Raw genomic sequence first — 13,305 nt, 5'->3', positions numbered from 1 at the left:
CAACGCGTTGCGCTGAGTCCTGAGGCTGTTGCAATGAAAATGAGAATCAAGGAACATCATTAATTAGCGGCGCGACATCCGCGCAGATTGCTAATGAGGTAGCCTGTAATATAAGCTAGTGCTACCGCTCACCGCTAAATGCCCACCGTTCACAGCATTATTGCATTTGAGTTAAATGTTGTACAAATAATACGCTGGCGAATAAAAAAATAGCAATAGCTAAATTACCAGCAATTTAGTTTTATTTAAGGTTAATAAAAAACAGTCAATTTGAGCAAATGTCAAGAGCGCTGGATTACTGCTACAATAATGTCAGAATCTAGTACATAGATGTTTAAACAAGAAGTACAATACCATTACTAAGCGCGCGCAAATATCGGTTGCGCGTCCAAGCTTGATAGGGAAAGAGCAAGATCGCGGTCTCTTGGGGAGGAGACATCGATGAAAGCGAATTCGGACAAATCTAAGCAGAGTAATAAAGCGACGCGCCGTGTACTGGCAGGCGTTTTGTGCGGAGCCTCCGTTTTGAGCCTGGTGCTGTCGCTCGTCATGCCTCCGATCTCGCAGGCCATTGCCAATGATGCCCAGACGGTTTCTACCGAGGAAACTGTGATGGGGGGGGGTTCCTCAAGTGAGTCTGCTGATGTAGACAACACTACTAACGAGGATTTCAAAAACCAGGATAGCGACGATGTCGAGAATGACGCGAACGAGGATGCCGTAGCAGACTCGACAGCCGATGACGCGGAGGCCGAGGGCGTCGTGCAGCCTTCCGACGCACAGACTTCTGATGATGAAAATAGCGACGAAAATGCCAGCGTCAGTGCCGATGGCTATACCGAGGTAAAGGATAATGTTGCTGGGAAATTCGCCAACGGCGGCAAGTTTCGACTGACGGGTTCTGCCTATTCGGATCAGCAGATTACCATCAACAAAGACACCACTATCGATCTTGCGGGACAGATGCTCTACCGCGGTTCCGGCAACTCGGACTCCTTCTTTGTGGTCGAAAGAGGAGCTACACTCACTATCGAAGACTCAGGTAAAAATAAGAAAGACGAACAGACTCAGGTCACGACGCAGGCGGGCCAGTTGGCGACTGTGACATGGGCTCAGGGAAGCGGCCCCAATAGCGGCCTTCCTAAGAGTCTTACTTACTATGAGACTACGAGCACGCCCAATCAAGATGGACTCGGGACCACCGAGACTACGACCAAGCATTTCGTTACGGGCTTTGGCGCTATCGATGCAGCATCGGACAGCGGTTCCGTAAAGTATGTGGTCAACGTTGAAGCGGGCGGCATACTCAATCTCAAGGGCGGCATGATTACCACGGCTGCCAATCTGGGCAACAGTGGTCATGTGATTTATTCCGAGGGTACGGTCAAAATCGAGGGCGGTTATGTCACCAACGGTAGCGGCGGCGGCTGGGGCGGCGGCCTGTGTGTGACGGGCAGCAATGCCAAGCTCGAAATGACAAGCGGTGTGATCGCGGGAAACAAGGCGGGCTCTGGCGGCGGCGTCTATGCTGACAATGGAGCCACCCTGAACCTTGCGGGCGGAATTATCTCTGGCAATGCTACGTATGAAAGCATTTGCAACAGCGGCGGCAGTCCCGACAATGGTTATGGCGGTGGCGTCTTTACCAAAAATGCTGGCGTTACAATCAGCGGTTCGGCAAACATTACAAACAATAGTGTCGATTCCAATATCACTGAATCGTACAACAATGGTCTACTTGGCGGCGGTGGCATTGCTTCCGTCAGCGGAGGAACGTTGACCATGACGGGCGGTTCCGTTACTGCCAACTACTCCCATGAGGCGGGCGGCGGTATCTACGCTGGTTTTTACAATCAGAGCATCGGTTTTAAAATGACTGGCGGCACGATTGCCGGCAATGTGGCCGAGAATGCCGAAGGCGGTGGTCTGCGTATTGCAGGCAGCGACAGTGTCGGCACGACTGCAACAATTAACGCTGGCGGTACTGACAAGATTTACATTACGAACAACAAAACGATGACGGGTAGCAACTCGGGTCGTGGTGGCGACTGGGGCGGCGGTGGCGTCTTTATCCAGAAGGGCGGCAAGCTCAACATCGTAAAGACGCTGATTACTGATAATGAAGCCGGCGGCTGGGGCGGCGGCGTTGGTGCTTGCCCTACGGGTGAAACGATTGTCTCGCACTCAAATGGTGCCGCAATCTATAACAATACGGATCGTGGCGAGCACTTCTCTGCCGGTGGTAATGGCAAGGACGAGGACAGTAAGCCTGAGTACATTACCGATGACTTCAAAACTGCCGGCCACAAGGACTTCTTCCTCGTGCGTAAGAAGGGCAGCGATAAGACGGTCGCAGTCGTTCTTGGAAAGATGCTCGGCAATGGTTCTGCTGGCTGGAAGGGTACCTGTGATGGTCAAAAGATCGCCATCGATCCTAACGGCGGCGCCGAGGCCAAGTACATGTTCGGTTTGGAGGCCCATCCGAATGGAGAGGCCGTAGAAAAGGCGCGATTGGCAGCTACGACCATCATCAGCGGCAACTACTCGTACACCCACGGCGGCGGCATCATGACCAACGGCGATCTCACCGTCGGCGAGGTTGCCGAGCTGAGCGTTTATCCGAACATGAAGCTCAACGCCACCAAGGTGCTTAAAAAAGATGGTGTCTCGCAAAGCCTTAGCGGACACGGATACAAGTTTATGCTGCTGCGTCAGGATGGCGATACAGCACCTTCTTGGAAAGATGACGGCACAATTGATATGGGCGATTGCATCGTTGCAGGTGAGGCAACTGTTGATCCGTCAACCGGCAGTATCACCTTCGACTCTGGCAAGGACTATTCTTCGGGGCAGTATGTTTTCTATCTAGTTGAGGAGCCCATCAGCGGCGACAACGAATTGGATACCAAATTCGATAAGACCATTTACAAGATCGTGGCAACAGTCGATAGCAATTCATACAAAACTGACCATCTCATGTCGATTCCTATTAATTATTACAAGGTGAATAAAGTCACCGTCTCTAAAAAGGCCAAGGGGGATCAGGATTTCGTTAAACTTGATCCCGCAAACTACTCCGTTACGCGTCCATCGGATAACAACTCGTCGGATGACACGACGACTACGGTTGTTATCGGTGGCAATGATAACCCTACCTTTATCAACAAAATTGAGCCCTATACTTCTCTCGGCTCCTGGACGCCTGCGGCAACCAAGGTCGTCAAGGGCGGCGAGATGAAGGAGTTCACGCTCGAGTTTGCGGATAACGAGCAGTTCAATAATGCCGTGGGGGTTAAGACCAAAGCCGGCGGCGACAACCCCCAGGAGCTTTATTTCCCCGATATTGAGTACGGCCTTAAAAACTTGAAGCAGAGGGAATCTGATGATCCGGGTCGTGGTGCTTACAAAGACTTCACGTACTACGTGCGCGAGAGTGCAGAGGTTTCGTGGTTCTCGCAATATAAGTACGACAAGTCGGTCTATCGATTTGATGTCAGGATGAAGGACCAGGAGGACGGTTCGATCGAGGCCGAGTCGGTGACCTACACCAAGATCAAGGGCGCTGACGGCGAGGATATTGCCACGAAAGACCAGCATCCTGTCAACTTCGACGGCACCAAACCCGAGTCTACTCCCACCTTCACCAATACCTACTCCACCACATTGCCCCTTTCTGGTATGTCGGGCGTCACTCTGACGTACCTTGCCGGCGCGGCGGTGCTTTGCGCTGCTGCGGCCTGGATGCACATTCGTCGCAAGGCGAATGCGAAGGGAGGTGAGCGTCGTGAATAAGAAAGTTTGCTCCTTCCCGATCTTGTTTGCGCTGCTTGCCCTCCTGATTGGCACCTGCGCGGTTGTGTTCCCCGCATCCGCGCAGGCCGCGCCGACCTCGACCGGTTCCATCACGGTGAGCGGCACCGTGGCGAGCAGCTACGACGCCTATCAGATCTTTAGCGCCAACGTCGTCGACGGCGACAGCGACGCCAAGATCGCCACCGACCTCGCCTGGGCAAGCGACGACGCGCGCGACGCCGCGCTGCCTGTGCTGCACAGCGCCGGCATGCCCAATTCCCAGACCACCGCGCAGGAAGCTGCCGAGTGGCTCAACACCGATTCCCACCTTACGAGCGCGCTGAGCGCACAGCTCGCTCGTTCCCTCCAGAGCTCTGGCGCCGTGTCCGTGACCCTTAACGCGGGCACGACGGCCGAGCTGCCCTGCGGCTACTGGCTCATCGTCGCCGACGACGAGGCCATTTCCCAGAACGAGGCCGGCACCGCGCCGATCATGGCCCTGGTGGGCGGCAGCGCCGTCACCGTCAAGCCCAAGGCGGCGACCCCCAAGGTCTCCAAGCATGTGCTGGAGGACGGCACCGCCGCCTGGCAGAAGGCCGCCGACGCCACGGTCGGCGACGACCTGTACTGGCGCCTTTCGGCCACGGTCCCGGCGGGCCTCACGGCCTACGACGCCTATGTGGTGCGGTTCGTCGACACCATGAGCGCGGGGCTCGACCCCTCCAAGGTGGCCGCGAGCATGCGCGTGTACGTGGCGGCGGGCGCGGACGGCGGCTTTGACGCGGTCCAGACCGGCAAGGACGGCCGCGCCGGCACCGAGCCCGCGAAGGGCTGGGCCGACATCACGGCCCAGTGCGCCACCAAGGTAGCGGCCGACGGCAAGACCTTCACCGTGCGCACCGGCGACCTGATCGCCGCGCTCGGCGGGGCCGACGCCTTCATCGCGGGCGTCCGCGTGGTCGCCGTGTACAACGCACCGCTCAACAGCGCGTGCAACCACGGCATCGCGAAGGGCAACCCCAATGAGGTCTATCTGCGCTACCCGCGCTCTCCCTTTGCCGACCAGTCCGGCGACGCGGGCTTCACCTGCACGCCGAGCGACGATGCGTGCGCCTACACCTGGGATCTCGCGCTCACCAAGCGCGGCAGCGACGGCGACAAGCCGCTTGCCGGGGCGGTCCTGAGCATCGCCGACGACCGCGGCCGCACGCTGGCGGCCGACGGCACGTGGGATGCGGAGGGCAAGGCCACCGTCACCACGGGCGAGGACGGCCGCGTGACCGTCTCGGGCGTGGACTCGGGCAAGCTGGAGGTCCGCGAGCTCAAGGCGCCCAAGGGCTACACCGCCTTTGAGGGCACGCGCTCCGTGACGGTCAAGGCTGAGGGCCTGGACGTCGACCAGGTGGCGGCCGCCAAGCCTAAGGTGACCGTATCGGCCGAAAGCCCTCTGCGAGTTGATGCCGCCGATGCCGGGAAGGGTTTAGTCGAGTTGTCGGTGCTTAACACCCCAAGTAACGAAGTGAGTCGAGGCTTTATGCCCTCGACGGGAGATAGAACGTTGGTGTTGGTAACGGCTTTGGCCGTCATCGGAGTAGTGGCTATTGTCGTCGCGCTCGTCATCAAGCGGGGAGGAGGTCGCCATGATAAATAATTGTCCCCCCCCCCTGCTCAATGGCGTACTGCCTCCGTAGCGATTAGAGCGCAGGGAAATGAGCCTGCTGACTTTTGGTGATGACGAGAATTAAAGCAACCTCCAAGAAAGAGGTCCCAACATGAAAGCAACCAAGAACATCGCACGCCTGGCAGTAACAGCCGGCCTCACAGCAGCCCTGAGCTTCGGCGGCGTGATTGCCCCGGTGACCATGGCGTTTGCTGAGGGCGCCGCGACCGGTTCGGTGACCATCGAGAACGCAAAGCAGAACGTTACCGATTTTAAAGGTTACAAGATCTTCGATGCCAATGTGGTAAAGGACGAGAATGGCAAGACGCTTGTGAGCAATATCACATGGGCAAACGAAAAGGTGGAAGCTGCTGTTAAGGGGGTAATTACGGGAATCGATCCTAGTGACAATATAGCCACTGCTCAGGATGCTGCTGAATGGATCAAGGGACACGTGATGGGTACCGATGAAGAGTCCCGTGTGGCATCTGAATCTGCTGCATACAAGATTGCAGCTGCCGTGTCTGCGGTGACCGATCTGGACGATTCAAGTGATTTCACGACCACTTCGAATGGCGTTGCTAACAACCTTTCACACGGCTACTGGCTCTTTGTGACTGACGCCTCTACCGTCACAGACGCTGAAGCTGCCACTGCCCCCATTTTCACTGTTGTTGGCGATGAAGCGGTCAAAATTAAGGAGAAGACCAGCATTCCTACCGTCGACAAGGAGGTTAAAGAGAACGGCACCTGGGGAAACGTGAGCGACTCCCAGATCGGTGAGGAAATCGAATATAGGTTGACTGGCTCTGTCGCCGATAACATCGACACCTTTACCACATACACATATGAGTTCCATGACCATCTTTCCGTTGGACTGGAGGCTATTCAGAGCTCCGTTGCCGTGACTATTAACGGTCAGTCTGTCCAGCCTACAAATAACTACAGCGTGAAGCTTACGGATACTTTGAATGCTTCCAACAAGGTTACAGGCCATGACCTGATGATTTCCTTTACCGACCTCAAGGCCGCTGCAAAGGCTTCGAACGTGACCCTGACTAAGAATTCTAAGGTCGTTGTGACCTACAAGGCCAAGCTTACTCGCGATGCTGAATACACGGCTACCGGCAACACCAACGAAGTCACGCTTGTCTACTCCAACGACCCCATGAGTAAAGGCACCGGCACCTCTACGCCGAAGAAAGTCACCGACTACGTTTTCGGCTTGGATATTACCAAGGTTGAGGAAGGCAATAAGGACAAAAAACTTGCTGCTGGCTTTAAGGTCAAAGTTGTTAACAACGGGGACTCTGCCTCTGCTGGCAAATGGCTTAAGGATGACGGGACCCTTGTCGAGACTAAAGAAAATGCTTCTGAGTTTATGACCGATGCTACGAGCGGCGAGGTTTTAATCCCTGGCCTCGTTAAGGGTACGTATGAGATTGCCGAGACGACCACTCCTTCGGGCTACAACACTATCGCGCCCTTCCAGATTACGGTTACGCCGACCTATGATGAAAACGGCAAATTGTCGACGCTGGCCGTTGGCGAAGACGTCGAAAAGGTCACTCCCGGTACTGCAAATGGTTCGGTCATGTCCATTACCATTGAAAACAAGAAGGGCTCTGGCCTCCCGCTGACCGGCCTTAACGGCGTGACCTTCACTTGGATCGCTGGTGGCGCGGTGCTGTGCATCGGCGTGGTGCACCTCATCCGCAGCCGTAAGCAGGCCGAGGAGTCCGAGCAGAAGTAACGCTCACCCACCCATCCCTTTGGCAGGTGGGATGTGATGGCCATGAGACTTGCGGACACTTTTCTCGTCCATCCACGTTCTTGCTTTGCCATTCTCTTTTCGGGGCAGACTCCGCACTGGAGTCTGCCCCGTTTTTTTTGGGATAACGCAGCCAGCCTCCATCGTCCGATGCGGGCACGTTCGTCATCGCGTTTCTTGACTCGTATGAGGTTCGGTTTAAGGTCCGTAGGCGCACGCGCGGTGCGGACGGTAGAAGGCATTTGCGCCGCAGCAAGCGCAAGTAAGAATGCCCGGGGTTAGAGGCCCGGGCATTTAACAACACCGGAAACTGGTCGCCCGCGCTCCTAAGTACTTACGCGGGATGCGTCGTTTCCTGTAGCTATTGTATCCCGAATCGCTTCGCCGATTCGGGACATTTGAAAACGCAAACATTTCGGGCAAACCCGGACAATGCGGCCAGGCTCCGCTGGACGAGGAGCCGTGTGTGTAACTATCGAACAAATGTTTGTCAAAATCGCGTTTACCGGCTGTGGGTGTATACACTCGCAGTAAAATACCCTTGCGACGCATCCCGTGCGCGGGCGGCCGACGACTCGATCGGAGGTCACCATATGCTGAAATTCCTTAACGCGCTCGCCGCCCTCGCGGCGGTGGGCACGTTCGTTATCGCGTTTCTTGACTCGTATGAGGTTCGGTTTAAGGTCCGTAGGCGCACGCGCGGTGCGGACGGTAGAAGGCATTTGCGCCGCAACAAGCGCAAATAAGAATGCCCGGGGGTCGGATCCCGGGCATTTAACAAAAGCTGAAAACTAGGCCGCCCGCGCTCCCAAACATTTACGCGGGGTGCGTCGTTTTCTACTGACATTGTATCCCGAATCGCCCCGCCGATTCGGGACATTTTGAAAACGCAAATGCTGGCTTATCCTCGACTGGACGGTGCAGTCTAGCTGTGTTGTCCGGCGCAGAAGCTCGCTAATCGGCTATTATTTGTTTAGACAACCTGAGCTGTAGAGGAGTGACTGGCGATGGTGCAGGGCGCCAAACATATGAAGAGCAATAACGCCACGGACAACGGTGGCTCAAGCCCTCAGCCCAAACCTCAACCAAAGCCCAAGCGCCGTCGCAAGCGACTGCCGCGCTGGGCCGACCGGCTCATCACCATCGTCATTATCCTTATTGGCGTGGGCCTTATGACCTGGCCGTGGATTTTGGACCGGCTCGAGGCCTCGGGCGTGTTTAACCAGATCAGCACGGTGTCCAGCACCGTGGACGCGCTGTCTGCCGAGGAGCGCGAGCGCATCCTGCTCCAGGCGCGCTCCTTTAACGAGCAGCTGGCGGGCGAGGCCACCGAGCTTCCCGCCGACCAGATCGAGCCCTACGCCCAGCAACTCATCTTTGACCGCGACCCCATGATGAGCTGGGTCGAAATCCCTTCCATCGACGTGAGCATGCCCATCTACCACGGCACGAGTGAAGAAGTCCTTATGGCGGGCGTCGGCCACCTGGAGGGCACGAGCCTGCCGGTGGGCGGCACCTCGACGCATTGCGTGCTCACCGCGCACTCGGGCATGCGCAACCTGAGCATGTTCGACGACATCCATTCGCTGGAGCCCGGCGACCTGGTGCTGCTGCACACCATGAACAAGACGCTCGCCTACAAGATGGTGGACTCCGAGGTCGTGCTGCCCGAGGAGATGGAGTCGCTGACTATCGAGCCCGGCGCCGACAAGGTGACGCTCGTCACCTGTACGCCCTACGGCGTGAACGACCATCGCCTGCTGGTGCATTGCGTGCGCACCAAGTACAGCAAGAAGGACGTCGACAAGCAAAAGTCGCTGGCCGGCCGCCACTGGGGCAAGCGCGAGTTTGCCGTGCTCATTGTGGTCGTAGCCATTGTGCTGTTGCTGTTGGACATCGTGATCCACGCGGTCCGCAAGCGCCGCAAGGCCAAGGCCTCGGCATAAGACATCGTTCAGAACCACCACAATGAGGACAGGCACCTTTGTGGTGGTCGGGGCTTCCAAACCATCACGACATTCGATGAAAATCTCGATTTTGGCGAAAAGTGTCGAATGTTGTGATGGTTATCGTTGCGGGCGAGACGGTTTTCGCTATGGACGGTGCGGTTTTCGTTGTGGGCGGGACGGTTTTCGCTACGGACGGCGCGGTTTTCGCTGCAGAATCGCCAGCCCGCAGCCTGCCAACCTGCCGCCCTCGTTACGTTTTCGCTGCATTTGGGTAAAGCGCCTGCTCCAAGCCGGCGTTGCCTTGTATACTAGAGCGGTTTAACTGTTATGCGGAAGGGAGCGCCTATGGCACTCAGCGAGAAAGACGTGCGCGGCATCGCCGAGTACGCAAAGATCGCACTGACCGATGACGAGCTCACCCAGATGACGTCCTACATGAATGACGCCGTCCAGATGCTCGAGCCCGTCCTGCAATATGACTTACCCGACGTGGAGCCCACGTTCCATCCCATCGGAAGCCTGTCCAACGTGATGGGCGATGACCTGCGCGAGCCCGAGCGCGATCTGCCGCTCGACGTCGCGCTCGAAAACACCGGCAGCGCGCGCGACCGCTACTTCCGCGTGCCGTCCATTTTGGGAGAGGGGGAGAGCGAGTAATGGCGCTAAGCTTCGATTCCCTTACCGCCGCCCAGATCGCCGCGGGCGTTGCCGCCGGCGACTTTGCCGCTACCGAGGTGGCCCAGGCCTCCCTTGCCGCCATCGAGGCGCGCGAGGGCGGGGTCCAGGCATTCCTGCAGGTGGCGCCCGAGCTTGCGCTCGAGGCCGCTGCGCGCGTGGATGCCGACCGTGCCGCAGGCAAGCCGCTGCCTCCGCTCGCGGGCGTGCCGCTGGCCATCAAGGACAACATGAACCTCGTGGGCACGCGCACCACCTGCGCTTCCCGCATGCTCGGGGACTACCAGAGCGTCTACACCGCCACCTGCGTCCAGCGCATGCTCGACGCCGGCTGTCTGCCCATGGGCAAGGCCAACATGGACGAGTTTGCCTTTGGCAGCTCCACCGAGAGCTCTGCCTTCCACCGCACCAACAACCCCTGGGATACCGAACGCGTGCCCGGCGGCTCTTCGGGCGGCTCCGCTGCCGCCGTCGCCGCGGGCGAGGTCGCGCTCTCGCTGGGCTCGGACACCGGCGGCTCCATTCGCCAGCCGGCGTCGCTGTGCGGCGTGGTGGGCTTTAAGCCCACGTATGGCGCCGTGAGCCGTTACGGCGTGGTTGCCTTTGGCTCGTCGCTCGACCAGGTGGGTCCCTTTGGCCGCACGGTCGAGGATGTCGCGCTGGCCATGAACGCGCTTACCGGCGCGGGGCACGATCCGTACGACTGCACCAGCCAGGACTGCGCCGTCGACTTTACCGAGCATCTCAACGACAGCATCGAGGGCAAGCGCGTGGGCATCATCCCCGCGTTTATGGAGGCCGAGGGCCTGACGCCCGAGGTCAAGGCCGCTGTTCAGCGCGCCGCCCAGGAGCTGCAGAACCAGGGTGCCGAGCTGGTCGAGGTCGACCTGCCGCACCTGGACGCCGCCATCGCCGCCTACTACGTCATCGGCCCGGCCGAGGCATTCTCCAACCTGGCCCGTTTCGACGGCATTCGCTACGGCTACCAGGAGGAGGGCTGCGCCAACCTGTCCGACCAGAGTTCGCTTTCGCGCGCCCACGGTTTTGGCGCCGAGGCCAAGCGCCGCCAGATGCTCGGCGCCTACCTGCTGAGCTCGGGCGTGTACGACAAGTACTACTACGCTGCGCAAAAGGCCCGCACGCTCATCACGCAGGACTACGATGCCGCGTATGCCAAGGTGGATACCATCCTCATGCCCGCCTCGCCGCGCACGGCCTTTAAGTTTGGCGAGATCAGCGACCCCACGCAGATGTACCTCTCCGACCTGTACACCATTTCGCTCAACATCTGCGGCAACGGTGGCATCTCGGTGCCGCTGGGCCTGGGCGAGGATACTCATCTGCCCGTTTCTGCCCAGCTGGTGGGTCCGGCCTTTAAGGACCGTCAACTGCTCACGTTTGCCCGCGCCCTGGAGCGCGGCTTTGCCGATGCCGCCACGGGTGCGCCCGCGCTTTCCGTCGCGCCCGATTTTGCCGGGAAGGGAGGCGAGCTGTAATGAAGGAGCTTTCCGAGGTCCTGCAGGATTGGGAGGCCGTGATCGGCCTGGAGATCCATACCGAGCTCACCGCACTCGATACCAAGATGTTCTGCAACTGCAAGCTCAGCCACGATGACGAGCCCAACGCCAACGTGTGCCCGGTGTGCCTGGGCCTGCCCGGCGCCCTGCCGGTGCCCAACAAGCGCGCCATCGAGAGCATCGTCAAGGCCGGTCTCGCCACCAACTGCGAGATTCAGCGCCACTCGATGTTCTACCGCAAGCACTACTTCTATCCCGACATGGCCAAGAACTTCCAGACCACGCAGGGTCCGGTCGCTTTTGCCATGTACGGTCACCTGGACCTGGACGTGACCGGTCGCGGTGCCGCCGAACGCCCCGACTGCGCGTTTGGCGAGGCCGAGGCCCAGAGCCTGGCGAGCGCCTCGGCCAACGCCGAGGGTCTGTCCACGTCCATGACGTCGACCATGCGCGAGGGCAATCAGCGCGCCGGTCATCTGGCCAGCTACGATGCGTCCAACCTGCAGATGCCCGAGCGTCGCGAGGACGGTTCCTACACGGTGCCCATCCGCATCCTGCGCATCCACATGGAGGAGGACGCCGCCAAGATGGTTCACGTGGGCGGCGCCGAGGGCCGCATTACCGCCGCGGCCGAGTCGCTCGTCGACTACAACCGCTGCGGCACGCCGCTGATCGAGCTCGTCACCGAGCCCGACCTGCGCACGCCCGAGGAGGCTCGCCTGTTTATGGAGAAGCTCCGTCGCATCTTTGTGACGCTGGGCATTTCGGACTGCTCCATGGAGAAGGGCTCCATGCGCTGCGACGGCAACGTGTCGCTGCGTCGCCGTGGCGAGACCAAGTTGGGCACCAAGACCGAGCTCAAGAACCTCAACTCGTTTAAGAGTCTGCACGACGGCCTTGCCTACGAGATTTGCCGCCAGGCCGAGGTGCTCGAGGAGGGCGGCATCATCTATCAGGAGACCCGCCACTGGGAGCCCAGCCGCAAGCGCACCGTGGTCATGCGTGTGAAGGAAACGGCAGACGACTATCGTCTGTTCCCCGATCCCGACCTGGCGCCGTTCGATCTGGACGACGAGTTCATCGACCGCTGCCGTGGCGAGATTCCCGAGCTGCCCGATGCCAAGCGCGTCCGTTTTGAGGCCGACTTTGGCATTAAGACGGCTGACGCCGAGCAGATCGCCGGCGACCCTGAGTTTGCCGACTTCTTTGAGGCCGCCGCTGCCGGTATGGCCGGCAAGGAGGCCCAGACGGTCGCAAACCTGCTGGTCAACGAGATGATCGCCTACCTTAAGGGCGCAGGCGTGTCGCTCGCCGAGTCCGGCATCGCGCCGGCTCAGGTGGCGGCACTCGCCAAGCTGCTGGCGACCGATGCCATCAGCTCCAACCAGGCGCACGAGGTCTTTGAGGCGATGGCCCAGACCGGCGACGACCCCAACAAGATCGTCGACGAGCGCGGCATGCGTCAGGTGAGCGATGCCGGCGCACTGCAGCCGATCGTGGACGAGGTGCTGGCAAACTGTGCCGATCAGGCGCAGCAGTATCGTGACGGCAACCAGAAGGTCATCGGCTTTTTGGTGGGCCAGTGCATGAAGGCGAGCCGCGGCAAGGGCAACCCCAAGCTCTTCAACGAGTTGTTGAGAAAGGCGCTCGCGTAGCTCACGGGCGGGGAAGGCCATCGGACGGGCAGGGCCCGGGCCTTTACTCTCAACTTCGGACAGTCCTGCGCAAGACGGAGGCGCCACTGGCGCCTCCTTTGCGTGCGGAACTCGTTGCGAGCAAAGGCCCGGGCCCTGCCCGTCCGATGGCCTTCCCCGCCCTGACGACTCGGCCTTTCGGGTCAGGCGGGCTGAATGGAATTTGGTGATGAGGGCGCCGTTGGCACCCTCATTTTTTGTGGATACGGCGCAGGGACGGTCCCTTTGTCACATATTTTGGGCTGTG

7 protein-coding genes are annotated in these 13,305 nt (G+C 59.2%); all 7 read left to right on the top strand.

Translation table 11 applies throughout. The features are described 5' to 3' along the window. Positions 1–441: 441 nt before the first annotated feature. The 7 genes from DWV43_RS04570 to gatB all read left to right on the top strand — a co-directional run bounded on the left by DWV43_RS04570 (position 442) and on the right by gatB (position 13,019). On the top strand, positions 442–3,792 hold the full coding sequence (locus DWV43_RS04570; protein ID WP_117817148.1) for a Spy0128 family protein: 3,351 nt from the start codon (positions 442–444) through the stop codon (positions 3,790–3,792). After that, a complete protein-coding gene (locus DWV43_RS04565) occupies positions 3,785–5,443 on the top strand; it encodes a SpaA isopeptide-forming pilin-related protein (RefSeq protein ID WP_158569826.1) in 1,659 nt (552 codons plus the stop codon). The genes DWV43_RS04570 and DWV43_RS04565 overlap by 8 nt, the downstream gene beginning before the upstream one ends. Before the next feature lie 121 nt (positions 5,444–5,564). Beyond that, positions 5,565–7,205 (top strand): isopeptide-forming domain-containing fimbrial protein, encoded by a 1,641-nt coding sequence (locus tag DWV43_RS04560; RefSeq protein WP_117817146.1) that lies wholly within the window; start codon positions 5,565–5,567, stop codon positions 7,203–7,205. A gap of 1,046 nt (positions 7,206–8,251) precedes the next feature. Further along, entirely contained in the window at positions 8,252–9,169 is a 918-nt protein-coding gene (locus DWV43_RS04555; protein WP_158569825.1) for a class C sortase, read from the top strand. A gap of 348 nt (positions 9,170–9,517) precedes the next feature. After that, a complete protein-coding gene (locus DWV43_RS04550) occupies positions 9,518–9,829 on the top strand; it encodes an aspartyl/glutamyl-tRNA amidotransferase subunit C (protein ID WP_117817144.1) in 312 nt (103 codons plus the stop codon). Beyond that, on the top strand, positions 9,829–11,343 hold the full coding sequence (gene gatA, locus DWV43_RS04545; protein WP_117817143.1) for an Asp-tRNA(Asn)/Glu-tRNA(Gln) amidotransferase subunit GatA: 1,515 nt from the start codon (positions 9,829–9,831) through the stop codon (positions 11,341–11,343). The genes DWV43_RS04550 and gatA overlap by 1 nt, the downstream gene beginning before the upstream one ends. Further along, the gene (gene gatB / locus DWV43_RS04540) at positions 11,343–13,019 is read left to right on the top strand and encodes an Asp-tRNA(Asn)/Glu-tRNA(Gln) amidotransferase subunit GatB (protein ID WP_117817142.1); all 1,677 of its coding nucleotides are present in this window, start codon (positions 11,343–11,345) and stop codon (positions 13,017–13,019) included. Before gatA ends, gatB begins: the two co-directional genes overlap by 1 nt. Positions 13,020–13,305 lie beyond the last annotated feature (286 nt).

Origin of the sequence: Collinsella sp. AF05-9, from assembly GCF_003465595.1 — a bacterium.
GTDB lineage: Bacteria > Actinomycetota > Coriobacteriia > Coriobacteriales > Coriobacteriaceae > Collinsella.
This window is presented reverse-complemented; position numbering and strand designations above follow the sequence as displayed.

What these genes read in the sequence shown, in the direction of transcription:
- gatB (WP_117817142.1), top strand. Translation starts at nt 11,343, where the DNA reads ATGAAGGAGCTTTCCGAGGTCCTGCAGGATTGGGAGGCCGTGATCGGC.
- DWV43_RS04570 (WP_117817148.1), top strand. Translation starts at nt 442, where the DNA reads ATGAAAGCGAATTCGGACAAATCTAAGCAGAGTAATAAAGCGACGCGC.
- gatA (WP_117817143.1), top strand. Translation starts at nt 9,829, where the DNA reads ATGGCGCTAAGCTTCGATTCCCTTACCGCCGCCCAGATCGCCGCGGGC.
- DWV43_RS04555 (WP_158569825.1), top strand. Translation starts at nt 8,252, where the DNA reads ATGAAGAGCAATAACGCCACGGACAACGGTGGCTCAAGCCCTCAGCCC.
- DWV43_RS04560 (WP_117817146.1), top strand. Translation starts at nt 5,565, where the DNA reads ATGAAAGCAACCAAGAACATCGCACGCCTGGCAGTAACAGCCGGCCTC.
- DWV43_RS04550 (WP_117817144.1), top strand. Translation starts at nt 9,518, where the DNA reads ATGGCACTCAGCGAGAAAGACGTGCGCGGCATCGCCGAGTACGCAAAG.